The following is a 23,632-nucleotide window of genomic DNA, read 5'->3' as shown; positions in this document are numbered from 1 at the left end:
AGCGGGCGGTAAACCCCCGCAATATGCGCGGAACAGACGCTTGGTGAATGCGCACCGGAATACGCCACGATAGTCGTTGACAGTCCATTTTGCTATCCACCATCATACGGGCTGCCTGGCACACCAACTGCGCCAACTGCATATAGCACCAAGTACACCAACTGCACCAACTGCACCAACCGCAACAACTGTGTCATATGTGCCATGGCATTCCGTATTTGCCATATCGGCGCCATGTGCTATAGAAAGTTTATGACTCCCCCGCAGCAGCCCCCAGGGGATCCGAGCATCGGCTGATCAGACCAAGAAATCGCCATGTTTTTGCAACCGTGGCTGCCCAGTCACCATCTCCGATCGTTCCTGGTCCTGGCCGGCATGGTCAGCGCCCTGGTCAATGCCGCCTCCTTCGCGGTACTGCTCCTCTCTCAAGGCGTCGACGCCAATCTCGAACCGTACGCCCTGATCATGATCGCGCTGATCGCCCTCAGCGCCTTCGCGTCCTATGCCAGTTTCCCGCTGCTGATCAGTGCGCGCAGTGCATCTTGGATGCTGGGCCACGGCATCCTGCGCTGGTTCCGCGTGCCGCTGACGCTGTCCTTCGGCCTGGTCCTGATGGCCCACGGCGTCGGCAACTGGCTCGCCCATTCGCACAGCCTGCTGCTCACCTGGGGCTTCGTCGCCCTGGCGCTGCAGATCGCCAGCCTGATGCTCCTGCGCAAGGTTGCCGGCTACGTCAACAACCTGCCGGGCAGCCGGCGCCGGGCCGTCTTCCTGGGCAACATCGCCCCCGACGCCCGCGAACTGAACCTGCGGCTGCAGCGTTCGCCGATCCTCGGCATGCACGTGACGGGCTTCTATGCCGGAACACCCCCCTCGAGTGGGGAGTCGATCGATTCCCTGCCCTACCTGGGCAACTACGACGATGCCGTCCAGCATCTGATGGCGGGCCGCTTCGAGGCGGCCATCCTGACCCAGCACATCCATGACGACCGCACCGGCATCGCGCGCATCGTCGACCACCTCTACGACTCCACCGCCTCCATCTACCTGATGCCGATGCCGCAGTTCCTCGGGCCGGTCATGCCCAGGCTGACGGAAATCGCCGGCATCCCGCTGCTGACGGTCCACTCGAGCAAGATCCTGGGCCTGTCGCGGCTGCTCAAGCGCGCCATGGACGTGGTGGTCGCCGCCGCGGCGCTGCTCGTGCTGTGGCCGCTGCTGCTGGCCATCGCGTGCATCATCCGGCTGGACTCGCCGGGCCCGATCCTGTTCCGCCAGACCCGCTACGGCGAACGCGGCACCCCCATCACCATCCTCAAGTTCCGCTCGATGAAGGTCGAGGGCAGCGCAGCCACCGACGGCGTGCTGCGCCAGGCAACGATGCACGACGACCGCGTGACGCGGGTCGGCCGCATCCTGCGCCGCTCGTCGCTCGATGAATTGCCGCAGCTCTTCAACGTGCTGAGCGGCTCCATGAGCGTGGTGGGCCCGCGCCCGCACGCGGCCCAGCACAATGAGCTGTACCGCGCCCGGATTCCCGGCTACATGCTGCGCCACAGCGTCAAGCCGGGCATGACCGGCTGGGCGCAGATCCACGGGCTGCGCGGCGAAACCGATACGCTCGACAAGATGGAGCGCCGCATCGAGTTCGACCGCTACTACATCATGAACTGGTCGCTGCTGCTCGACCTGAAGATCCTGCTGCGCACGGTCCCGGCCGTGCTCGCGCAGGTGCGGGCGACGTATTGAGCGGCCGGCCGCGCAAGCGATCGGGCGGCCATGCCGAAGCCCTTCGGCATGGCACCGCCGGTCATGCCGCCCGTCAGCCCCGTCAGCAGAGCGTCAGCGCAGGATAGGCTTCACCGCAGAGGCTGGGCTTCAGCAGGCTGCGCACCGCCTGGTTGCCACGGCTGCCGAAGGTGTATTCGAAACCGAGCCGCACATAGCGCCGGTTGTAATCGTCGTAGGCATAGCTGCCCCGCTGCAGCGTGCTGACGAAATCGAGCATCCAGCGCATATTGTCCGTGGGCGACCACTGAAGCCGCGCGCCGTAGGCCGGCAGGCGAAGCTGGTCGGATCCGGAAATCGCCGCCGAACTGGTGTAGTCCTTCTGCAAGGCGTGCTGATAGAACAGGGACAGCGTCGTCTTGCTGGTCGCCTTCCAGGCCAGCCCGATCAAGCCCCCCGTCTGCGTCGAGTAAATCACCTGCGGCTGCGTATTGTTCGCATACGGCCGGCGCCAGAGGCGGATATCGAATTGCAGCTTGGGCGAGAAATCGTATAAGGCGCGCACATTGAAGGTCACGAGCCGGGTATCGCGCGCCGACAGGTTCGCGTAGGTCCGCTGCAACAGGCTGGCGCGGGCGCCGATCCAGGTCTTGGGACTCACGTACCACTGCGCCCCGGAGAACCATTCGGTATCGCTGTAGGCATTGTCGATGATCGCGACCTGCTCATCGGAGCGCCAGGGATAGGCCGCATTGGTGCGGCGATACCCGAGTTCCACCGCCGAGCTGTCGGCACGGTCCGGATCCGCCGCATAGCGCGTGGAGACCTGCCAGCCGTTCTGGTTGCTGTTGTACAACTGGCGGCTGTAGGGCACGTCGTAGCGCGCGGTGGCGTGGAACACCCGCAGGGCCGGCAAGGTCAACTCGTCGGTCACGCGCAGCCCGAGCTCCGCGCTGGCGTCCTGGTTCACCTGCATGTCGCGCGCGGGCCAGACCTGGTTCAGCGCGCCGTTGAGCTGGCTGAAGTAGCCGTAGTGAAGGTTGCCGGCCAGCAGCCGGCCCGCCCGCCAGTAGAAGGTGGAGTTGACGAAGGCAGGCTGGTGGTCGAGCTGCCGGCTGCTGCTGTAGCGCACGTCGGAAGCACTGGCGGCCAGGTCCAGGCGCGTTTCCGGCGAGGCGAGCGGCCAGCTCAGGCCCAGTCCCAGCGTATTGGCCACCACCGCGGCGCCATGGATATCGCCGGCCATCGACTCGGGCAGGCCACCCGGGTTGCCCTGATACTGGACCGAACTGCCGAGCTGGATCGCGTACTCCGGCGGTACGCCCCAGCCCGACAAGGGGGAAGACATCAGCGCCACCAGTGCAGCCTGCACCCAGCGTCGCGATCCAGTGCCCCTCATGCCTCCCCATGGCGCATCCGCGCACGCCACTCTCGCCAGCACAGGCGCAGGAACTTGGGATCGTCGACCAGATAGCGGCGCCACAGCCGCCGCGGATTGTTGACCAGCCGCCACAGCCACTCCAGCCCGGCGGACTGCATCCACTGCGGTGCGCGCCGCTGCATGCCGATGGCGAACTCCATCGCCGCGCCGACGCAAAGCACGATGCCGCCCGGCAGCTGGCTGGCGTAGTGCAGGGCCCACTGCTCCTGCTTCGGCATGCCCACGCACAGGAACACGATGTCGGGCGCCCGTTCGCGCGCGAGCCGGGCAAAGGACTCGCCCTCCGGACCGGTGGGATCGAACTGCATCGAGGGGCTGACGATCTCGATGTCGAGCCCCGCATAGGTATGGGAAAAACTCTCCAGCAGCTGGGGCTCGGACCCCGGCTGGCCGCCGAGCAGCAGGATCTTCAGGTGGCGCTGCTGCGCCTCGCGGCACAAGGCGTCGAACAGATCGGCGCCCGTCACGCGCTCGGGCAGCGGGCGTCCCAGCAGGCGGCTCGCCCACACCACCGGCATGCCGTCGGCGAAGATGAAATCGGCCTGGCTGTAGCGCTCGCGGAATTCGGGCGCGCCGTCCAGCCGGACCAGGTGATCGACATTGGGCGTCACCACCACGCGCGCGGCGCCGCCGCGCTGCATGGCAGCCGTCACGAGCTGCTCCACCGCCTGGTCGAACGATGCCGCATCGACCGCGAGGCCGAACAGGCGGACCTTGACCTGCTCGAGCAGTGAATCTACCTGCGACACGGTACGATTCCCGGGCGACTGAGAACCCATCACATAGCCTCCGTGGCAAAAGATTGGAGTCCGGCGACGCTTCCATCCGCGGATCCCCGGCCGGCGGCGGCGCCCTGATAAGATGGCGCCCGCATGGCCGAGAAACCGCATGACTGAAACACCTCGTCGACTTAGCTCTCGGACTTGGCCCTCGTCGACCTGGCTGTCGTAAAGTACCTTTGTACTTTAGTACCTTTGCCGATTCTCGTACTTTCGCCGACTATCGTTTTTTCGTTAACTTTGCTTGCTCAGCTTCGTTAACTCACTTACGTTGGCTTACGCATACGCGGCAACTCACAAAGGATGGAACATACCGTGTCGGCATTTGGATGGCAACTCAAAATTTCGCTGCTTGTTGCGGCGGCGTCGGTGGCGGCACTGATCGCCGGCACTGCAGGCGCGCAAGGCCTCCCGGCGACCGATATCAACCAGGCGATCACCACCCCGGGACCGCTGCCTGACTCGTCCGGCAGCATCGCCAGCGTCGGGCCGGGCGACACGCTGGCCATTTCCATCATGGGCCCGGGCGGCGCCAACGCCAATGTGACGGTCGATGCCGACGGCAAGATCGTCGTGCCCTTCGTCGGCACCATGCAGGCGGCCGGCAAGACACCTGCGGCGATCGGGCAACAGATCGCCGACGCCTTGCGCACCCGCGGCTACCTGGAACACGCGCAGGTCGCCGTCGAAGTGCTCGCGGTACGCAGCCGCGTGGTGTCCATCCTCGGCAGCGTCGCGCGCCCGGGCCGCTACGCGCTCACCAATCACCTGAGCCTGCTCGAACTGCTGGCACTGGCGGGCGGCTCGACCGCCGATGCGGGCAACACCGCCGTGCTGATCCGCCGCGTCGACGACAAGCAGGAGCGCATCCCGCTCTACCTCGACAACAGCCAGCACCCCAGCCGGGACATCCAGGACACCGACCTGAAGGCGAACGACATCGTGTTCGTGCCGAAGGTGCAGAAGTTCTACGTCTACGGCGAAGTCGGCAAGCCGGGAGCCTATCCGGTCGAAGACCGCCTGAACGTGATGCGGGCCATCGCCATCGCCGGCGGCCTCACGCCGCGCAGCTCCGACCGCCGCATCCAGCTGGAACACATGGACGAAGCCACCGGCAAGCTTGGCAGCGAGCAAGCCAACCTCACCGATCCCGTGCGTCCCGGCGACGTCGTGCGCGTCGGCGAACGGATCTTCTGATTCCGACGCAGCAAGCCGTGAACCGCCGAGCCACGCGCGCACAGCCCGCCACATGATCGAAGACGCCAACCACATTCCCGCCGGCTCGCTGCTCAAGGCAGACGTCTGCATCGTCGGGGCCGGTGCCGCCGGCATCACCCTCGCGCTGGCCCTGCGCGACAGCGGCCTCGATATCGTGCTGCTCGAAAGCGGCGGCGACAGCGACGATGCCGCCACCCAGCAGCTCTACGCCGGCAGCGTGGCCGATGCGCGCCTGCATCCGCCGGCCGACCACTACCGCGTGCGCCGCTTCGGCGGCTCGACCACGCTGTGGGGCGGACGCTGCATGCCGCTCGACGCCATCGACTTCGAAGCGCGCGACTACATCGCGCACAGCGGCTGGCCCATCGCCCTGAGCGATCTGCTGCCCTATTACCCGCGCGCCAACCAGCTGTGCGAGGCCGGCGATTTCGCCTACAGCGCCGCGGCCGTGCCCGGCATGCGCCCGATGATCGAAGGGTTCGACAGCGGACTGTTCTCCACCGACGCGCTGGAACGCTTCAGCTGCCCGACCGATTTCGGCCAGCGCTACCGGCACCGCCTCGCCACCGCCGCGCTGCGCGTGATCCAGCACGCGAACCTGCGCGCGCTGCCCCTCGACGGCAGCGGGCAACGGGTCGGCCCGGCCCAGGTGCGCACCCTGGCAGGCAATCATTTCACCGTCGATGCGCGCGCCTTCGTGCTCGCCACCGGCGGGCTGGAAGTGCCGCGCCTGCTGCTGGCCAATCCCGGGCGCAGCGGCCGCGGACTGGGCAATGCGCACGACGTGGTCGGCCGCTACTACATGTCCCACCTGGCCGGCACCATCGGCACGGTCGACCTGTCGGCCGCGCGCTCGGTCTGGCATGGCTACGAGGTCTCCGACGAGGGCATCTACTGCCGCCGCCGGCTGGCCCTGCTGCCGCAGGCGCAGCGCGCGCTGCACGCCGGCAATTTCATCGCGCGCCTGCATCACCCGCGCATCCCGGACCCCGGCCACGGCAATGGCGCGCTGTCCCTGCTCTACCTCGCCCGGCCGTTCATCCCGCGCGAATACGCCAAGCGGCTGGACGCCGACGAGCCGATTTCGGCCGGCGCGGCACTCGGCCACCTGCGCAACGTCATCGTCGGCGCGCCCGCCACCGCGCGCTTTCTCGCGCACTGGATCCGGCGCCGCAACCTGGCGGCGCGCAAGTTCCCATCGATCATCATCCGCCCGGACAACCTGCGCTTCAGCCTGGATTTCCATGCCGAGCAGGAGCCCAACCCGGACAGCCGGGTGAGGCTCGGCACGGACACCGATGCCCTCGGCATGCCGCGCCTGCATATCGACTGGCGCTACAGCCAGCAGGACACCGACACCGTCAGCCGCTCGCTCGCGGCGCTCGCGCAGGAACTGCGCGCCAGCGGCGCCGGCACCTTCGACTACGACCCGCAGCAGGTCGAGGCGGAGATGACCCGCTATGGCGCCTACGGCGGCCATCACATCGGCACCGCCCGCATGGGCGTCGATGCCCGCACCAGCGTGGTCGACCCCGACTGCCGCGTGCATGAAACCGACAACCTCTACATTGCCGGCGCCGCGGTGTTCCCCACCTCCGGGCAGGCCAATCCCACCCTGACCATCGTCGCACTGGCGCTGCGCCTGGCCGATCACCTGCGCAAGACCTACGCGCAGACGCCAGAGGCGGCCAGCGGCATCACCACCCGGCGAGCACAAGAGGAAGACGTGGCATGACGATCCGTGTACTGGTACTCGGCGCAACGGGTTTCCTCGGCCGGCGGCTGGTCGGCGCGCTGGCCGCGAGCGACTGGGCGCAACCGCTTGCCGCCTCGCGCGGCGCAGGCCGGGCCGGCCTGCTGGGCGCGCTGGCACTCGATGCGACCGACGCCGCCGCCCTGGGCACGGCCCTGCAACAGGTCGACGCGGTCATCAATGCCGTCGCCGGGCAGCCGGCCACCATCGCCGCCAGCGCGCAAGCCTTGCGCAGCGCGCTGGACCGGCGCGGCCAGCCCGCCCTGCCGCTGGTCCATTTCAGCTCGATGGCCGTCTACGGTTCCGCCGCGGGCACCATCGACGAATCCTGCCCGTTCGGCAGCGATACCAGCCCGTATGGCCAGGCCAAGGTGGCCGCCGAGCAACGGCTCGGCGACTACGCCGGCTGCGTCACGCTGCGCCCCGGCTGTATCTACGGCGGCGGCAGCCCGCAATGGTCGACACGCATCGCGCAACTGCTGCGCGCCCATCGCATCGGCGACCTCGGCGCCGCCGGCGACGGCTGCAGCAACCTGGTGCACGTCGATGACGTGGTCCAGGCCACGCTGGCCGCGCTGCGCCTGCCGGCGGCGGCCGGGCAGGCCTACAACCTGGCGATGGCGCAGGCGCCGAGCTGGAACGAGTACTTCATCGCCTATGCGCGGGCGCTGCGCGCCACGCCGGTGCAGCGCATCGGCGCGCGCCGGCTGGCACTGGAAACGCGCCTGCTCGCGCCGGCGCTGAAGATCGCGGAAATCGCCGGCCGCAGGATCGGCCTGCGCACGCCGCCCCCGGTGCCGCCATCGCTGGCGCGCCTGTGGCAGGACAGCCCCCGGCTCGACTCCACGCGCGCGCAGCGCACCTTCGCGCTGCGCTGGACACCGCTGCAGGCCGCCCTGGACAGGGAAGCCAGCACCTGAACCACGCCGCCGCAGCGCCCACGCACCCGAACGCCAAAGAGACCCCGGGGAACCCAGCATGACCTACCGCTACCGGACCGCCGCCCAGATCAGCACCTACCCGCTGGACTATCCGCATGCCGCGCACCTGCTCGCGCACCAGATCCGCGTCTGGGCGCCGATGGTCGAGCGTGTCGTGGTCACGATCGACACCTACCGCAGCCGCTCGGGCCGCTACCGCGGCAATCGCTATGACGAGAACCTGCGCGCCCTGCGCGAACTCGCGCTGAGCCTGCGCGGGGCGGGCCGGCAGGTGGACGTGATCGAGGTCGACTACAGCCCCGAGGCGCGGCGCGAGGTGGCGCGCGCCTTCTTCGGCCAGGACGACATGCCCGCCAAGGCCTGGGACGGCGGCCCGTTCTATGCCTACTTCTACGGCCTGCACCATGCCGAGGCGCGCTATGTCGCCCACTTCGACGGCGACATGCTGTTCGGCGGCGGCAGCCGGACCTGGATGGACGATGCGATCCGCTGCATGGAAGCGGATCCCGACGTGCTGCTCACCGGCCCGTTTCCCGGCCCGCCCCGCCCCGACTTCGCCATCTTCGGCCATGGCGACACCCCGCCCCGGCGCGAACAGGTCGCGGGCAACGCGGCCTATCGCTTCCAGTTCGTCAGCACCCGGATCTTCATGATGGACATGGCGCGCCTGCGCGAGCGCGTGGGCACGCTGCCGCTGTACCGGCCGAACGCGCGGAGCCGCCTCAAGTCCATCCTGCTGGGCAACCCGCCGGACGTCATCGAGGCGGAACGCCTGCTCGGCAGGATCCTGCGCGAGCGCGGCCTGTACCGCGTCGACATGCTGGGAGCGGCACCGGGACTCTGGTCACTGCACCCGCCGTATCGCGGCCCCAACTTCTATGGCGGACTGCCCCGCCTGGTCGAGGCGGTCGAGAGCGGCCACGTGCCCGCCGAGCAGCGTGGCCACTACGACGTGCACGACAGCCTGGTCGACTGGTCTTCCGAACGCCTGCGCACACGCCGCCACAAGCGCCTGCTGCGCCTGCTCAAGGACCGGCTGGGCGGGTTCGCGTGACGGGCCGCAGGCGCCGGCTCAAGATCCGCGTGAGCGGCTGCTCGAGCCCCCGGTAGCAGATCAGCGCGGCCACGATCACCGCCGCCAGCGCCAGGGCCGAATAGGCCAGCTGCGCGCCGAGCCCGTTCACCCAGCCGCCGCGGCGCCAGAGCTGCACCGTGGCCGACAGCACCATGGGATGCAGCAGGTAGAGCGAGTAGGACGCATCGCCGAGCCGCTGCAGCCACGGCCACTGCGGCACGGCGCGCGCGCGCTCCAGCGCCAGCGCGCCGGCCAGGATGGCGGCGGCCGGCAGCCCCATGGTGAGCAGGCGCGACATGCCGAGACCACCGCACACCGCCAGCGCCACACTGCCGCCCGCGAGCAGGCACCAGCCGGCGGCACGTCCGGGATTCAGGCGGCCGTGCGCGTAGGCACAGCCGAGCGCCATGCCGAGCACGAACTCCAGCACGATATCCGAGGTGTAGAACAGCCAGATGCCGCCGGCCTTCCCGGTCCAGGCCTGCCACAGCACCGGCGCGCCCAGTGCCAGCGCGCTGGCCGCCAGGCGCCAGCCCTCGCGCCAGCGCAGGGTCAGGCCGAACAGCAGGTAGAAGAACATCTCGTAGTTCAAGGTCCAGCCCGGAATCACCACGGGTTCGATCTGGCCGGTGCCGGCATTCACCGAAGGCAGGAACAGGAACGAGGCCACCGTATGCCAGCCGTCGTAGCGCGAACTCTGGACCGCCTGCGGGGCAACCAGCATGATGGTCACGGTCAAGATTGTCAGCAGCCAGTAGAGCGGCACGATCCTGACGATGCGGCGCACGTAGAAATCGGTGGGAGTGGTCGGCCGGGCCGCCGTCGTGGTCCACATGATGAAGCCGCTGATCACGAAGAACACGTCCACGCCGCCGGCAAGCCATCCCGGCCAGGCGCCCTGGTAACCCAGGCGCTGCCATTGCACGCCCAGGTGCAGCAGCACCACCATCAGCGCGGCGATCGCGCGCAGGTACTGGATCGACCCCATCGCCTTGTCCGCGCGCGCGGCCTCCTTGGCCGCCACGCCCGCCGCCGTACCGGCTGCCGCACTCATCGTCCGCCTCCTTCGCGCACGTCGGCACCTGCGTTGGCGCGCGCATCGGCACGTACCTCGCGCCAGGCCAGCACGCCGACCGCCACGCAGCAACCGACCTCACCCACCAGGATGCCGATCACCGCGCCCATCGGGCCCAGCCGCAGCATGCCGAGATAGCTGCACGCCAGGGACAGGACCGCGCAGACCAGCGTGGTCATGGTCAGCAGCCGGAAGCGCTGGCGCAGCACCACCACCAGCGTGGGCGGCTCGCGCATCACCATCAGCAGGAACAGCACGCTCCACAGCAGCAGCAGCATGTCGCGCTGGGGGAAGTCCTTGTGCATCAGGCTCAGGAAGATCCAGTCGCGCATCAGCCAGGCCAGGCCGGCATAGACAACCGTCAGCGCCCCGATGCCGGCGGAGAACGCCAGCAGGCGGCGCAGGGTCCGGCGCGCGCCGTGTTCGTACAGCCAGGAAGAAGCCAGCGGCGTGAGCTGGCGCTGCACCCCGGCGGACAGCAGGTTGACCGGCATCATGATCAGGCGCGAGGCGCCCAGCGCGGCCACCGCGGCCAGGTCCAGCGTCGCCGCGGCCACCATGTTGTAGCCCTGGTTGAAGCACCAGTAGATGACACCGCCCGACGCGGCCCAGAAACCGACCCGCGCGATCTCGTACAGGCGCCCGCCACGGCTCGACCAATCGATCTCGTCGCCGAGATGGGCACCCAGGCCACGCCCGCTCAGGATGGCGCCGACCGTCGACGCCACCAGCACGATGGCGGCCGCGAACGGCGAGTGGATGGCCAGCCAGCATCCCGCCAGCAGCACCGCCACATAGCAGGTATCGGCCAGCAGCACGGCGTGCGGCCGGTGGTACATCATCAGCACGCCGCGGAAATACTCGCGGTACAGCGCCGCCAGCACGAAGGGGATCGCCACGAACAGCAGGATCGGCTGTTCGAGCCGGCCCCAGGCCCACAGCCCGCCCGCCACCAGCAGCGCCAGCAGGCCGGCGGCGATGCCCAGGCGGCGCTGGTCGCGCCACAAGCTGCCCAGCCATTGGCGCCGCTCAACCTCCGACAGCCCCGGCAGCCGGATCACCAGCGGCGTACCGATGAAGGTGCCCTGCAGCGTCGTCAGCAGCATCATCGTGTTGAAGGCGAGGATGTAGTAGCCGTACTGCACCTCGGACGCATAGCGGATCAGGCTCAGCCCCGCGGCGAAGTTGGCCGCCGACAGCAGCGCCTGGTCGACCACCGAACTGCCGAACAGCTTGGCCAGCGGCAGCGCCGGCAAACGCGCGGTGCTCATCGGGACTCCCGGTCGGTCTTGATCCAGCGGGCATTGCCGCGATGCCTGAGCAGCGCCCACAGCTTCCAGAGAATGAAGGCCGGCGCGCGCAGCAGGTCCCACAGCGCACGCGCGCCCAGGCCCGACAACTGCCAGCCGCGCAGCACATGCAGCGTCAGCACGGCCAGCAGCGCGACGGCCAGCACGCCCCAGCGATAGAAGCCGGCACCCGGCAGCCAGAGCTGGACGGCCACGCTGGCGCCCAGCAGCAGCACGATCTGCAGGCCGATATAGCCGAGCGGCAGGGTCAGCAGATCGAAGGCCAGTTCGAGGGAGATCCAGCTGCGGCGGCGCAAGGCATCGGCGAGCAGGCGTCCGGTGTAGGCACGGACCACGGCCAGGCGGCCGCCCTCCCAGCGCTGGCGCTGGGTCGTCGCGGCACGGCCGCCGCTGATCAGCTCCGCATCCGCGCTGGCCTCGTCCACATAGCCCACGCGCACGCCCGCCAGGCCCAGCAGGATCCCGTACTCGAGATCCTCGACCAGCGAATACACCTGGAAAGGATGCCGGCGCAGCAGCGCATGCGTCAGGCACATGCCGTTGCCGCGCAAGCCGCAGGAGGCGCGCAGGCGCTCGCGCGCGCGCGAGCGGACATCGTGGAAGGCGGCGTAGGCAATCGTGATCAGGCGCGTGCGGACCGAATCGTCGGGATTGAGCACGCCATAACGTACCTGCAGCGCTTCGGCCCCGGCCTCGATGCGCGCCGCGCAGGCCGCCAGCAGATTGGGCGTCACCACGGTGTCGGCATCGACCACCACCACCGCATCCGCCACGCCATCCGCGGCGCTGCGCGCAATACCGAACTCCAGCGCATAACCCTTGCCGCGCCGCACGTCATCGCTGCGCTCGATCACCCACGCGCCGGCATCGCGGGCCAGCTGCGCGGTGGTGTCGGTGCAGTTGTCGGCGATCACCATCACGCGGAAGCCTTCGCGCGGCCAATCCAGCGCGACCAGGCTGCGTACCGTGCGCTCGATCACGGCCGCCTCGTCATGCGCGGGCACCAGGACATCGAAGCGCAGGCTGCGCCGGCGCGGCTGCGGGCGCGCGAGCCGGGCCGACAGCAGGGTCAGCGTGCCCAGGTAGACCGTCGCCAGCGTCACCGGCAGGGCAAGGCATGCGAGCAGGGCATGGAGCAACAGCGGGACCAGGAGCGTCAGCGTCATGGGGAACGGTTCAAAAGGGAGTCGGGCACCGACGGGCTACGCACATGCGCACGCATACACCGCTACGCATACTCACGATAGTGCCAACCGCCCAGCACCGACAGCTTGCCCACGTTGGCGCTGCAGCGCGCGAGCCAGTAGACAGCATGATGGCGGCCGAAGGGCAGCGTGAGCAAGGCCAAACCCGCGGAGAGGGCGGCCTGCGCGCCGGCGCGGGCATAGAACAGCAGGCTGCGCAAGGCACCCGGCCGGCCGCCCAGCTTGCCGGCGCGGAAGTGCCGGGCGAAATCCTGGCCGCCGCGCATGGCGCGCTTCAGGATCCAATCCACCTGCATGCGCGCGTCGGCCACCGGTTCGGTCACCGCCGCCTCCTCCGACCAGACGATGCGTGCGCCACCATTGACCAGGCGCATCAGCATATCGCCATCTTCCCCGCCGGTCAGGCCGAACGCCGGGTCGAAGACCGGGTCGATGCGCTTCAGCCAGGCGGCCGCCAGCAGCGCATTGCCGATGCGCATCACGTTGTGCGGCACGATGGTGCCGCTCGCCATATGCGGATCGTCGTAGAGCTTGCCGCGCCGCACCCAGGCCGGCGCGTGCGGCGGCAGCTCGGGCACCACCGGCGCCAGGATGCCGTCGGCCTGGTATTGGTCGCGCGCCGCCTCCAGCGCCTCGAGCCAGCGCGGCGGGGCACGTTCATCGTCGTCGATGAAGGCAAGCCAGGCGCCATCGGCCAGGGCGACGGCGCAATTGCGCGTGAGGGAGATATTCTTCTGGGGCTGGATCTGATAGACCCAGGCAACTTCGGGCCAGCGGCGCTGCCAGGCCGCCACCACGTCGGCGGCGCTGCCGAGCGGATCGTTGTCCACCACCACGATCTGCTGCGGCGCATGCGTCTGGGCGGCCAGATCCCCGAGCAGGGCATCGAGCAAGGCAGCGCGCCGATAGGTAGCGATGCACACGCTCAACCGTGGCCGGTCCATCATCGCAAGCCCTCCATAACTGTGCCCCGCGCCCGTGTTCCCCGAGCCCGCTTCCTGCGGCCTGCTGCGTGGAACCATCCGCCCCGTGCGTCGAATCCGCGTAATGTAGCATGGCGCCTGCGCCGGCAGCGCATACCAGGCCTCGCCCCAGGGGATGGGAAATGCGCCACTGCCAGGAGGCGCCTCGTGCCAGCGGGCGGCCCGGAGACACGGCGGCGCCGCGATACCGCTGTACGGAAGCGGCGCACAAAAAAACAGTGCCCGCATCACTGCGGGCACAAGGAAAGTGTCCAAGCACGCGCAGCCGCCAGGCCGCGCACTATGTCTAACGGCAAAACCGGAACAGACTTGAGGGCCGTGCCGGGCCGGCCGGCGAGTGCCGCCACGGCCGCACGGCCGGCGCACCGCCAGCCAGCACACGCGCCTTCCGCCCTCGCCCCCCCTACTTCGCGGCATTTCCGCGCGCGGCACCGATGCACTACACTCGATTCACTGTGCCGCGCGGCAAGCGCCGCCCGTCCGTCGCCATGGCGGACCCGACTCTGTGGAGGGCCAGATGAAGCACGCACCGGTAATCCTGGGCATGTTGTGCATGGCAGCCGGACTGGCGTACGCGGACGACTCCGCGCACGCCATCGATGGCGCGATCGCCGAGGCCATCGTACGCGGCGGCGCGGGCTACGCCCCGCACCCGCCGAGCGCGCCGGAGACCTCGCCTGCCGCGCTGCGCGAGCCGCCTCCCCTCTCCGATGCCACCTGCGAAAGCCTGCGCGCCCGGCTCGCCCACGGCAGCGCCGCCGCGCCGCATGGCACGGGCCATTCGCTGGTGATGCCGGACGGCCGGTCGCTCACCGACGCGGCCAGCCGGCAGGAACGCGAGGAACTCGAGCATACGGTGCAGGCGCGCTGCCGCTCTTGATCCCTGGTCCTTGATCCCTGGTCCTTGATCCGCGCAGGCGGAGTCCTGCACCACGATCCTGCGCCGTGTACCGCGCGGCTTGTTGCTCGGCTTGTTGCTCGGCTTGTTGCTCGGCTTGTTGCTCGGCTTGTTGCTCCGCTCTTATTGCGCCGCCCTGATTGCGCGGCGCATCGCGCGCCAGCCCCGCACCGGCCCTGACGTGCGCCGTGCGGTCAAGGCACGGACTGCGCGGACGCGGACGTCCTGCTTCCCGTCCCGCCCGGCACGGCACCAGCCCCCAGGCTCGCCTGCGTAGCGCGCCTGCCCGCCGGCGGTGCGACAGCGCCAACCGCTTGGCAGGATTGCCCTCGATCCTTCCACCTGCCCCTACGATGCTGCGGGAGCTGGCATCCACACGCCATAATCTGCCAACTTGAGTGTTATAATTTTTATAACAGATTTATCGAAATTTAAGCATGCACTCCATCCATGCGCGGTCCGTGGACACGATGCGATGGAGGCGACATCGGGAAGAACAAAAAGGCCAGGTGCCAGCCCCAAGGCGATGCGGGCAGGAAGGCCAAGGAGAATGGTGTGACGAAGGAAGATCTGGAGGCGTATTTCGCCTCATTCGTTGGCATGACCGGCAACACCGCAGCCGCGGTCTGGTTCTGCGAGGAATCCCCCCACAACCTGCCGCCGGCTTTCGTGCCGCCGTACCGCGCGCCGCAGCATCCGCAGGCATGGAATGCGGCCTTCCTCAGGGAGAACCGCGAGCGGCTGCCGCAATGGCAGAACCACCAGAAAATCGCGCGCATCCTGGCGGCGGCCACCGAGGTGGTGCGCGAGCTTCCCACCGGCGCCATCGATCCCGTCGACTACTTCTTCCGCGATCTCTACGCCGAGCAAGGCAACGCATTCTGCCTCAGCCTGTTCCCGCTGCCGGCCCGCGGCAACCACAAGGCACTGTGGGACGCCTACCAGCAGTGCGTCCCGCTCTCGCCGCGCCAGCGCTACCGGGACCTGTGCAGCCAAGGCGCCCGCTTCCGCTTCATCGCTTCCCTGCGCCGGCGGATGCGCCCCAAGCTGGTGGTCTGCACCGGCTCGCGCGTGCCGGAGCTGTTCCTGCAGGCGTTCGGCTTCCATGGCGTCAGCGGTGAAGATGCGGTCATCCAGCCGGCCGACCAGGCCCGATCGCTGCGCGTGTACCGCCATGAAGGCACCACGCTGGTGCTGGCGCCGCCGCTGGCCGGCGTCAGCGGCCTGAGCTCGAACGTCCTGCTCGAAGCCCTGGGCCGCTACCTGGCACGTTCGCTCGACGCAACGGACCTGGAACTGTCCACCGAACCGGCCCTCCAGCCGTTAGACGACTATGCGCTGCTGCTCAAGGCGGCCTGAGTCCTGCCTGGCCGCCAGTCGAGGCGACATGCCCGGCGTCACAACAGGCGACCGCGCGGCGCCGGCACGCTGACGAAGCCGCCCGAGGCGATGCCCTCGCACGGGCGCATCAGCGCATCAGCGCATCAGCAGCACGCCTCTGAACCTTACGCACGATGACGTAGAATGCGGCCCGCCCGCGCAAGTCGACTGGCCAGCCACCTTCCTGCATGCAGGCAATGCAGCCCGGATGCAGGCCGAGCGCACGCAGCGGATTGCCGTGTCGGTGGCCGATAAGGACGACGACATCTTGACCCGACCAGCAGACATCTACCTCCGCTTCCTCCAGCTCGCCGACACGCTGCGCAGCCTGCCCTCGCTGCCGGCGCTGGATCCGCTGGAGGAACGCATCCTCTCGCAGGTCGCGCGCGCGCAGCAGCAGCGCACGCGCCTGTCCGTGCGCGACATCATGGCCACGGCGGGACTGGGCTCGCCGGCCACCGTGCATACACGGCTGAAGTCGATGCGGCACAAAGGCTGGGTGACCCTGAGCGATACGGAAGATGCGCGACGCAAGCAGGTCGAGCTGACACAGGACGCGCTGCGCTATTTCGACAAGCTGTCCGATTGCCTGGTGGCGGCGGCCGGCACCGGCACGCCGTAAGCGCCGGCGCCCCGAGCGGGGAACGCGGCTGCCAAGGCAGCCACTACCGAAGAAGCCACTGAAGGGGCCACAGAATAGGCCGCAGAATAGGCCGCCTACCCCGACGGAGCAATGTCAGACAGGCGCGGACGGTGTGCGAGCTCGCTCGAGCCCGCACACCGTCCGCGCCCCACCCCTGCACCCGGCAGCGCCCGGCGGCGCCGCGCCGGCTCAGGCCACGGCCAGCGGAAGGGCGCGCGCCGCGCTGTGGCCGTGCGATGCGGTCCTGACCACCAGCCGATCGAGCGCCGTGGTGCCGGAGGCGGCAGCGGCGTCCAGGGTCACGCCCCGGCAGGCCGGGAAGTCCTCCGCACGCATCCACTGCGACAGCATGGTGCCCAGCGCGTCGAGCAGCACGTCGGAACTCAAGCCATTGGCGCCGCCGAAGGACGGCGTCAGCACCAGTGCCGTCCCCTCGTGCTGGTAGACCTGCAATCGCCACGGCCTGTCGGCCGGCTGCAGGATGGCCTCCTGCGGCAGGATGCCCCAGAAGCCGAAGGCGCGCAGGTAATCGCGCTGGTAGCGCTCACCCAGGCAGAGCAGCACGCGCGGCTGGTACTTGCGGCGCAGCGCGCCCAGGAAGCGGAAACGTCCGCCCTCGCGGCACAGGCGCACGTATGCCGCCTTGGAACGCAACTCCGGCTGCTCGCCGAAGGTCCTGGTCCAGGGCTGCGCGGCGTCCGGCCGATCCGGCAAGGGATAGAGATTCAGCTTGAAATCCCAGCCATGCGGCGCATAAAGATGGCGCGCGAAATACTCCTGCGCGTCGATCGGACTGCGCCCCGGTGGCAACGTCGACGCCCGTGCCGCCGCCATGACGCGCGCGATACGGTAATGCGTCTGCCAGCGCGACATCGTCCGCGCGTGACGCTGTCGGAATTCCGCGTCCCACGCCGGCGCTGTCAGGCGCGACTGGAAGGTATCCGCCAATGGCATACCGGTGGACAGGGGCGCGCCATCGCACACCCATAGGGCAGCCTCTGGGTTACCACCTTCCATCCCCGTGAATGATGCAAATGCGCTGTCTAGCTCCGCACGGCTAAACACCGGAAATTGATTTTGCTGCATGCGACCCAACCTTTGCATGACCCTCATTCGAGCGCTGTCGGCCAGCGTCCCGTAGCCTCTTTTCTCTTTTATGCAGTTCCCAACTTCTTGTGGACCGCGGCCTCTTCTACAGCAGCTTTACCTGGTGTCCTGAATCCCGAATCCGTTGACACAATCCGCCCCGAGTCCGTCGATCGGGCCATGCGATGCATCGTCACGATGCGCTCGCAAGGCTCCAGCCTTGCTGCGCTTCGTTCCCAGCCTCGCAGGTCTTCTCGACAGACCAAGTGCTGCAACGAATTCAAGAATCAGGACACCAGCCCCGCGCTGCTGCGTCGGACCGCTGGTCCCGAGCTTGACTTTCGCTTCCCCTGACTTCATTTCGACTTTGTCCCGCCTTTGTCCAGGCTGTGTTCTGACGCGGTCGACATGCTGCCGGGCTTTTCCTTCCACCTTCCTGCTTGTTGCTGCTTGTTGTCTCCACCTGGCGCGCCGGTCATCGCCGGCTCTCCCACGCGCGGGTACTCCCTCGCACTCGCGCTTGCCGCCCCTCCCTCCTCCTTGTCCTTTCATCCCGGCGCGCGGCCTTGCCGCCGCCGGGATCGGCGCCTGTCATCGTCGGGCGGCATGGCCGCGAGCCCCTGCATGATTGCGCAAGTGCTCCGCAGGCACCATAGCCCGCTTGGACTACCCGGCACGGCGACCGGCCCGACCAAGCTGACAAACCCAGCTGACCTGATCGACCTCAGCGAGCTGATCGACCTGCTCGACCAATCAACCCGGCTGGCCCGACGTGCCCGGCTCCGCGAAATACGCCTTCACATACGCATGCACACCGTCATCCGCCAGCACCTGCTCAGCGGTCAGCCAGCGATAGGCGCCATGCTGCGCCAGCGGCAGCGCGGCATCCCCGCCCGGCCAGCGCAAGGCATAGGCCAGCACCACGTAATGCGTCGGATTACCGGCCTCGCCGGCAAAGTTAATGTCGTAGAAGTGCTCGTAGACGCCGCGGAATTCCAGCTCCTGCGCCGGCACCGCGTCCGGTGCCAGGCCCAGTTCCTCCTGCAGCAGGCGCCGCAGCGCCTCCAGCCTGCGCTCGCCCTTGCGGATGCGTCCGCCCGGCACGAACCAGCTGCCCTGGGCCGGCGGATTGCTGCGGCGACCCAGCAGGAAGCGGCCCAGATGGTCCTCGACCAGCAGGTCGATGGAAACCAGCGGCAGGGCCGCCACGGCCTGGCGGAACACCTCGGCCGCGAGCCACGGTTCGTTCTTGTTCTTGTTCATGACATCCGATACCTTCGCTTGGCACCTTTCGCCTTGGCAACCTACGCGCGGCCGCCCCGCGCATGCCCCGCGTAGCCCCGGCACGGCGCGCCGATCCTGTCTTGAATTTATGACATTGCTGGCATTGTTGCCACGGCTCGCACATTGCGCAGCCCCCAAATGGGGGCTCCCCCAACGCCACGCCAGGCGTGCCGAGCCCGCCCGCCACGCCGCACCAGAATGGCGCAGGGCCGCCGCGGGCGTCGACCGCAGCCGGCGACCGAGCATAGCGTAGGCGGGGTCCACCCACACCCCACTAATCAGAGGGGCGACAGCCGCGCGCGGTTCGGGCACGATGGCCGGCCAGGCCCGCGATGCCACCCGGCGGTTCCAATTCACACCAAGGTGGGGATGTGTCTTGTGCAGCTCGACACGAGAATGCAGCCCTGTCACACATTGCCTTGAGAACGGAAGATGGTTCCTTACCGGTTGGACAGCCGACAAGCGGCGCACGCGAATGCCAGGACGGCTGTCCTGTTGAATCAATACGCCGAGCAGTTCAAGGACTTCCTCGAGAAGGCGCTCGCCGACCCCGAACTGGCTGCCGTGGCGCAGCCCGGGCAGGACTTCGAAGCGGACAGCTTCCGCTGCTTCGCGCTGCAGACGGTGTACGGCACGGTGCTGATCGACACGTCCTACGGCTTCGTCAACAGCCGCTTCGTCTCCATCGTCACGTTCTCGTGGCTGCGCAAGCTGGGCGAAGGCGACCTGCAGAAGGCGGTCGTGCTCACGGTCTACCTCAACCAGCACGGCGCCATGACGATCGACTCGGACGGCAGCTTCCAATGGGCCTTCGGCCGCGACGATGCGCAGGACAAGGAACTGGCCTGGCGCGTGCTGGGCCACCTGTTCATGGGTATCGAAGCGCAGCTCAGCCGCCTCACCACCTCGTTCTAGGCGATGGCCAGGAAGCCGCCGGCAACGCGAGCGCGGCCGAGCGCCCGCCAACCACGTCGCCAGTCGAGACGGCACAATGCTTTCCAATCTCCCCTCCCTGATCTGGCTGCGGTTGTTTCGTTGACGGGAACGCCGCGGCGCGGCCTCCCTCCTCTGCATGTGCCACGGCGGCACGGCGGCGCCCGCCGGCAAGCCTGGCACCACGGACACTGCGCACACGACTGACACTGCGCACACTGCGGCCGCTACGATACGGCCGCGTCCTGCTGCAGCCACAGACTCATCAGCCCCGCGCGTCCCCGCACACCGAACTTGCGGAAGATGGCGGTGATATACGAATGCGTGGTCGAGAACGCCAGGCCGAGCTGGTCGGCGATCTGCTTCTCGGTGGCCTCCGTGAGCAGCAAGGCCAGGATCTCCCGCTCGCGCGGCGCCAAGGGCTTGCCCTCGGCCAACCGCCCGAGCCGCTCCAGCGGCCCGGCGCGCCGCAGCGCGCTGATATCGCGCGCCACGCCCAAGCGCAGGCGGTCCGCCTCCAGCCAGCGGGCCGACCATGACAGATGGACATCGCTGCCGCGCTTGTGCGCATAGCAGTTCTCGAAGCCCACGCGCAGCTTGCCCGCCATCACCTCGCCGGCCTCGCGGCGCGTCTTGTCGCGGTCGCGCGCCACCACCAGGTCGATCACGCGCTGGCCGACCAGTTCCGCCGGTTCATAACCAAGCACCGTCCTGCTGGCGGCGCTGACGTACGCGATGCGGCCGGTCTCTTCCACCAGGAAGACGGCATCGGGCAGAAGATCCGCCAGGTCCGGGATGATGCTGCTGCGGCACTCAAGCAGGCTCATGGTCGTGTCGTGGTCGTGTCGTGGTCAAAGTCGCGCGCAAGCATACGGCCAAGACATCACGGCCTTCCGGCCCGGGTAACGCCTCTCTTGTTGCGCACATTCTGTGCGGAACCGATGCTGCGTCGCAACGCTTCCGAACCCTCCGGCAGGAGGGTAGAGTGAGAATTTTCGCAGGGGATGTCGGGGGTATGGCAATAGATGCCCACCCCATGGCCGGGCCGGCGCGAATGGTCCGCGGCAGGTCAGGCCAGGTCGGACCGGGTCAGACCAAGCGAGCCCGGACCATCCCATCAGGCGGTCGAATCAGGCGGTCGAAGCAGGCGGTCGAAGCAGGCGGTCGAAGCAGGCGGTCGAAGCAGGCCGTCGAATCAGGCCGTCGAATCAGTCAGGCCTTCAGGTCAGCGCAGCGGCGAAGGCCTCGAAGGTGCCCACCTCGACCGGCGGGCAGAAGTAATTGCCCTGTCCGTAGTCGCAGCCCGCCGCCAGCAGGATGTCGCGCTGCTGCGCGGTCTCGATGCCCTCGGCGATCACGCGGATGCGCAGCGCGTGCGCCATGCCGATGATGGCGCGGCACAGCGCCACGTCGTCCGGCCCGCGCGTCAGCGCGCGCACGAATGACTTGTCGATCTTGATGTAGTCGATGTCGAGCCGGCGCAGGTAGGACAGCGAGGAGTAGCCGGTACCGAAATCATCGAGGGCGATCTCGATGCCCGCCGCCTGGAAGCGCGAAAGCTGGTCCATGACATCGGCATCCTGGGACATCAGCGAGCCCTCGGTGATCTCGATGACGAGGCCGCCGACCGGCACCTGCCGCTGCGCGATCATGTCGGACCAGGTATCGGGCGCGCCGGGCGGCGCGAGGAACTCCACCGGCGACTTGTTCACCGAGATCTGGAAGCCGCGCCCCAGCAGCGCCTGCCAGCGCGGCAGCTGGTCCAGCGCCTGCCCCAGCACCCATTGGCCGATCTCGATGATGAGCCCGGTCTCCTCGGCCACGGGAATGAAATCGGCCGGCTCGATCGGCCCGCGCAGCGGATGGTTCCAGCGGATCAGCGCCTCGGCCTTGCAGACCCTGCCGGTGCGCAGGTCGACGACGGGCTGGTAGTGCAGCAGGAACTGCTTCTCCGCCAGCGCCACGCGCAGATCGCCGGTCACGCGCAGGCGCTCCTTCTCCGCCTGCAGCAGCGCGCGCGTAAAGACCTTCCAGCGGTTGCGGCCCTCGGCCTTGGCGGCGAACATGGCCTGGTCGGCGCGCACCACCAGGGTCTCGGCGCTCTCGCCATCGCGCGGATAGGTGGCCACGCCGATGCTGGCCGAGACCATCACCAGTTCGCCCGCCAGCGGATAGGGCGCGGCAATGCGCTCCAGGATCGCCTGGGCAATGCGATCGACCACGGCCGGATCGCTCACGTTGGGCAGGATCACGGTGAACTCGTCGCCGCCGAGGCGCGCCACCGTGTCACTCGCCCGCACCGCCTGCGCGATGCGGCGCGCGGCCTCCTGCAGCAGCAGGTCGCCGTGGTCGTGCCCGAGGGTATCGTTCACCTCCTTGAAGCGGTCCAGGTCGATGAACAGCAGCGCTAGCGCCTCGCGTGCCTGGCGCGCCTGGCGGATCTCCTGCTCGAGCCGCTCGAAGAACAGCCGGCGGTTCGGCAGGTCGGTCAGCGCATCGAAGTTCGCCTGATGCCGGATCACCTCCTCGGCATGGCGCTTGTCGGTCATGTCATGGATCAGGGCCACGCGGCGGCGCTCGCCCTCGGCATGGGCCAGGAAGGTGTCGATGGCCAGGTAGGCCGGAAACTCGCTGCCATCCTTGCGGCGGATCGCCACCTCGCCGCTCCAGCGCCCGCGCGCCGCGACCGTCTCCCGCAGGCGCTCCAGCATGCCGGCATCGTTGCCGGCGCCGGCCAGGATGCGGCCGGGCTGGCCCTTGACCTCGGCGGCGGCATAGCCGGTGGCCGAGGCAAAGGCGGGATTGACATCGACGATGGAGCCGTCGAGCGCGGTCACCACCATGGCCTCGCTGCTCGAGGCGTAGACCAGCGACGCCAGCCGCATCTCCTCGAGGTGGCGCCGGCGCTCCGCCATGGAGCGGCGCAGGCTCCAATACAGCAGGGCCAGCAGCAGCGTCGAGGCCAGCGCGCCCGCCAGCGCCACGCGGCGATAGACGCGGTAGGGTGCCAGCACCGCTTCGATGGACTGGCCCACGACGAAATTCAGGCCGAACTCGGGCGCACGGTAGTAGCCGAAGATCCGTTCCACGCCCTCCGACCCGGATACGGCCCGGTAGTTGCCCGCCAGCGGCGCATCGCTGGCAGAGAACGGCCGGCCCCGCACCGGCCTGGAATAGCTGCCCTCGATGGCCGGCGCCCGGGCCAGCACCTGGCCCGAATTCTTGATGATGGCAGCCACCTCGTCCTGGCGGATGCTCAAGGTCTGCGCGAAGCCGGCGAACTGCTCGGGGCTGACCGAGACCACGATGACACCGTCGAAGGCGCCGTCGCGCAAGATCGGCCGGGTGAACTGGATCGACCACTTGCCCGACACCTTGCCCTTCACCGGGTCGCTGATATGCAGTTCGTCACGCCCGCCGGCGTCCCGATGCACGCGGAAGTGCTCGCGGTCGCTCAGGTCCACCCGGTCGGTGACCGGCGCCATGGATGAATAGAGCAGCAGCCCCTGCCGGTCGATCACCGACACCTGGAAGGACAAGTCGCTTACCAGGTTCTGCCGTTCGCGCACCACCTGGACAAATACGCCGGGGCCGGCCGCCCAGCTGGCGCGCAGGTCGAGCAGGAATTCGGACAGGCGCAGGATGCTGGAATTCGAGTAGACGCCGAAGGCCCGCGCCTCCGCGCTGGTACGTATGGCCGCGCTCTGAAGCAGGCGCTCACGTTCGGCATCGAGCTGGAAGGTCGCGAACGCCCAGGTGACGGCCAGCCACGCCGCCGCCGCCACGTTCAATGGCGGGAAGCGCCGGCGCAGGGACTGCAGCGCCGCACCGCTAAGAAAGATCGGACGGTATCGCGTCAAGTCAGGTTCGCAGCGGTGAAATGAGAGGAAGGAAGGAGGA

At 68.6% G+C, this 23,632-nt stretch carries 19 protein-coding genes; 9 read left to right on the top strand and 10 right to left on the bottom strand.

Features of this window, described 5'->3' with window-relative positions; translation table 11 throughout:
• The first annotated feature begins 315 nt into the window (after positions 1 to 315).
• A complete protein-coding gene (locus tag BKK81_RS06500) occupies positions 316 to 1,749 on the top strand; it encodes an undecaprenyl-phosphate glucose phosphotransferase (protein WP_083383981.1) in 1,434 nt (477 codons plus the stop codon).
• A gap of 82 nt (positions 1,750 to 1,831) precedes the next feature.
• Here BKK81_RS06500 and BKK81_RS06495 read toward each other — a convergent pair whose 3' ends face one another.
• A complete protein-coding gene (locus BKK81_RS06495) occupies positions 1,832 to 3,100 on the bottom strand; it encodes a hypothetical protein (RefSeq protein WP_071011474.1) in 1,269 nt (422 codons plus the stop codon).
• 23 nt (positions 3,101 to 3,123) lie between these two features.
• On the bottom strand, positions 3,124 to 3,918 hold the full coding sequence (locus tag BKK81_RS06490; protein WP_231907990.1) for a WecB/TagA/CpsF family glycosyltransferase: 795 nt from the start codon (positions 3,916 to 3,918) through the stop codon (positions 3,124 to 3,126).
• 399 nt (positions 3,919 to 4,317) lie between these two features.
• Here BKK81_RS06490 and BKK81_RS06485 point away from each other — a divergent pair, with 399 nt between their 5' ends.
• The 4 genes from BKK81_RS06485 to BKK81_RS06470 are packed head-to-tail and all read left to right on the top strand — an operon-like array spanning position 4,318 to position 8,914.
• Complete coding sequence (locus BKK81_RS06485; RefSeq protein WP_162287345.1) at positions 4,318 to 5,145, top strand: SLBB domain-containing protein; 828 nt, start codon at positions 4,318 to 4,320, stop codon at positions 5,143 to 5,145.
• Between the two features lie 52 nt (positions 5,146 to 5,197).
• On the top strand, positions 5,198 to 6,901 hold the full coding sequence (locus tag BKK81_RS06480) for an FAD-dependent oxidoreductase (protein WP_071011472.1): 1,704 nt from the start codon (positions 5,198 to 5,200) through the stop codon (positions 6,899 to 6,901).
• Complete coding sequence (locus BKK81_RS06475) at positions 6,898 to 7,839, top strand: NAD-dependent epimerase/dehydratase family protein (protein ID WP_071011470.1); 942 nt, start codon at positions 6,898 to 6,900, stop codon at positions 7,837 to 7,839. The genes BKK81_RS06480 and BKK81_RS06475 overlap by 4 nt, the downstream gene beginning before the upstream one ends.
• Before the next feature lie 58 nt (positions 7,840 to 7,897).
• Positions 7,898 to 8,914: a capsular biosynthesis protein gene (locus tag BKK81_RS06470; RefSeq protein WP_071011468.1), complete on the top strand. Its 1,017-nt coding sequence runs from the start codon at positions 7,898 to 7,900 to the stop codon at positions 8,912 to 8,914.
• Here BKK81_RS06470 and BKK81_RS06465 read toward each other — a convergent pair.
• The 4 genes from BKK81_RS06465 to BKK81_RS06450 all read right to left on the bottom strand — a co-directional run bounded on the left by BKK81_RS06465 (position 8,886) and on the right by BKK81_RS06450 (position 13,472).
• Entirely contained in the window at positions 8,886 to 9,989 is a 1,104-nt protein-coding gene (locus tag BKK81_RS06465) for an acyltransferase family protein (RefSeq protein ID WP_071011466.1), read from the bottom strand. The two genes, BKK81_RS06470 and BKK81_RS06465, sit on opposite strands and share 29 nt — an antisense overlap.
• On the bottom strand, positions 9,986 to 11,281 hold the full coding sequence (locus BKK81_RS06460) for a lipopolysaccharide biosynthesis protein (RefSeq protein ID WP_071011465.1): 1,296 nt from the start codon (positions 11,279 to 11,281) through the stop codon (positions 9,986 to 9,988). Before BKK81_RS06460 ends, BKK81_RS06465 begins: the two co-directional genes overlap by 4 nt.
• Complete coding sequence (locus tag BKK81_RS06455; RefSeq protein ID WP_071011463.1) at positions 11,278 to 12,486, bottom strand: glycosyltransferase family 2 protein; 1,209 nt, start codon at positions 12,484 to 12,486, stop codon at positions 11,278 to 11,280. The genes BKK81_RS06460 and BKK81_RS06455 overlap by 4 nt, the downstream gene beginning before the upstream one ends.
• A gap of 62 nt (positions 12,487 to 12,548) precedes the next feature.
• Entirely contained in the window at positions 12,549 to 13,472 is a 924-nt protein-coding gene (locus BKK81_RS06450) for a glycosyltransferase family 2 protein (protein WP_231907989.1), read from the bottom strand.
• Positions 13,473 to 14,025: 553 nt separating this feature from the next.
• Here BKK81_RS06450 and BKK81_RS06445 point away from each other — a divergent pair.
• From BKK81_RS06445 to BKK81_RS06435, 3 genes are all read left to right on the top strand, one after another.
• Positions 14,026 to 14,388 (top strand): hypothetical protein, encoded by a 363-nt coding sequence (locus tag BKK81_RS06445; protein ID WP_071011462.1) that lies wholly within the window; start codon positions 14,026 to 14,028, stop codon positions 14,386 to 14,388.
• Between the two features lie 573 nt (positions 14,389 to 14,961).
• Positions 14,962 to 15,765, top strand: coding sequence for a hypothetical protein (locus tag BKK81_RS06440; protein WP_071011460.1), 804 nt, complete (start codon positions 14,962 to 14,964; stop codon positions 15,763 to 15,765).
• A gap of 289 nt (positions 15,766 to 16,054) precedes the next feature.
• Complete coding sequence (locus tag BKK81_RS06435) at positions 16,055 to 16,408, top strand: MarR family transcriptional regulator (protein ID WP_071016156.1); 354 nt, start codon at positions 16,055 to 16,057, stop codon at positions 16,406 to 16,408.
• Positions 16,409 to 16,618: 210 nt separating this feature from the next.
• Here BKK81_RS06435 and BKK81_RS06430 read toward each other — a convergent pair whose 3' ends face one another.
• Together BKK81_RS06430 and BKK81_RS06425 are read right to left on the bottom strand one after the other, a co-directional pair.
• Positions 16,619 to 17,302, bottom strand: a complete 684-nt coding sequence (locus tag BKK81_RS06430) for a hypothetical protein (protein ID WP_071011459.1) — start codon at positions 17,300 to 17,302, stop codon at positions 16,619 to 16,621.
• 966 nt (positions 17,303 to 18,268) lie between these two features.
• On the bottom strand, positions 18,269 to 18,778 hold the full coding sequence (locus tag BKK81_RS06425; RefSeq protein WP_071011457.1) for a GDP-mannose mannosyl hydrolase: 510 nt from the start codon (positions 18,776 to 18,778) through the stop codon (positions 18,269 to 18,271).
• 516 nt (positions 18,779 to 19,294) lie between these two features.
• On the opposite strand from BKK81_RS06425, the gene BKK81_RS06420 reads away from it, so the two are divergent.
• Positions 19,295 to 19,714 (top strand): hypothetical protein, encoded by a 420-nt coding sequence (locus tag BKK81_RS06420; RefSeq protein WP_071011455.1) that lies wholly within the window; start codon positions 19,295 to 19,297, stop codon positions 19,712 to 19,714.
• Positions 19,715 to 19,959: 245 nt separating this feature from the next.
• On the opposite strand, the gene BKK81_RS06415 is transcribed toward BKK81_RS06420, so the two are convergent.
• Both BKK81_RS06415 and BKK81_RS06410 read right to left on the bottom strand, forming a co-directional pair.
• The gene (locus BKK81_RS06415) at positions 19,960 to 20,559 is read right to left on the bottom strand and encodes a PAS and helix-turn-helix domain-containing protein (protein ID WP_071011454.1); all 600 of its coding nucleotides are present in this window, start codon (positions 20,557 to 20,559) and stop codon (positions 19,960 to 19,962) included.
• A 393-nt stretch (positions 20,560 to 20,952) separates the two neighbouring features.
• On the bottom strand, positions 20,953 to 23,592 hold the full coding sequence (locus BKK81_RS06410) for a bifunctional diguanylate cyclase/phosphodiesterase (protein ID WP_231907988.1): 2,640 nt from the start codon (positions 23,590 to 23,592) through the stop codon (positions 20,953 to 20,955).
• Between the last annotated feature and the right edge of the window lie 40 nt (positions 23,593 to 23,632).

The organism is Cupriavidus sp. USMAHM13 (assembly GCF_001854285.1).
Taxonomy (GTDB): domain Bacteria; phylum Pseudomonadota; class Gammaproteobacteria; order Burkholderiales; family Burkholderiaceae; genus Cupriavidus; species Cupriavidus malaysiensis.
Note: the sequence above shows the minus strand (reverse complement) of the source record. Positions and strands in the feature narration are given on the sequence as shown.